1 pseudogene is annotated in these 235 nt (G+C 37.9%); it reads left to right on the forward strand.

The annotated features are described in order from the left end of the window. Positions 1 to 235, forward strand: a pseudogene (locus OL66_RS04420) (group II intron reverse transcriptase/maturase); the annotation flags it as partial.

Here is a 235-nt window from a genome sequence, read left to right on the forward strand (position 1 = left end):
AAAGCTGGCTTCAGGAAAGATGGGGTCAAATACGAATCCTTATCCGGTTCTCCTCAAGGAGGAATCATTTCTTCCTTGTTGGCGAATGTATATTTACATTACATCGACCTTAAAATGGATGAACTAATTAAAAAAGGAAAGCCAATTTGGAAAAAGAACCCAGAATATGGGAAAGCATGGTATAAAAACCAACACCATCAACTGGGGATTGATAGCTTCATCAATCTAAACCCAA

It is taken from the genome of Chrysanthemum yellows phytoplasma (assembly GCF_000803325.1).
GTDB classification, from domain to species: domain Bacteria; phylum Bacillota_I; class Bacilli_A; order Acholeplasmatales; family Acholeplasmataceae; genus Phytoplasma; species Phytoplasma asteris.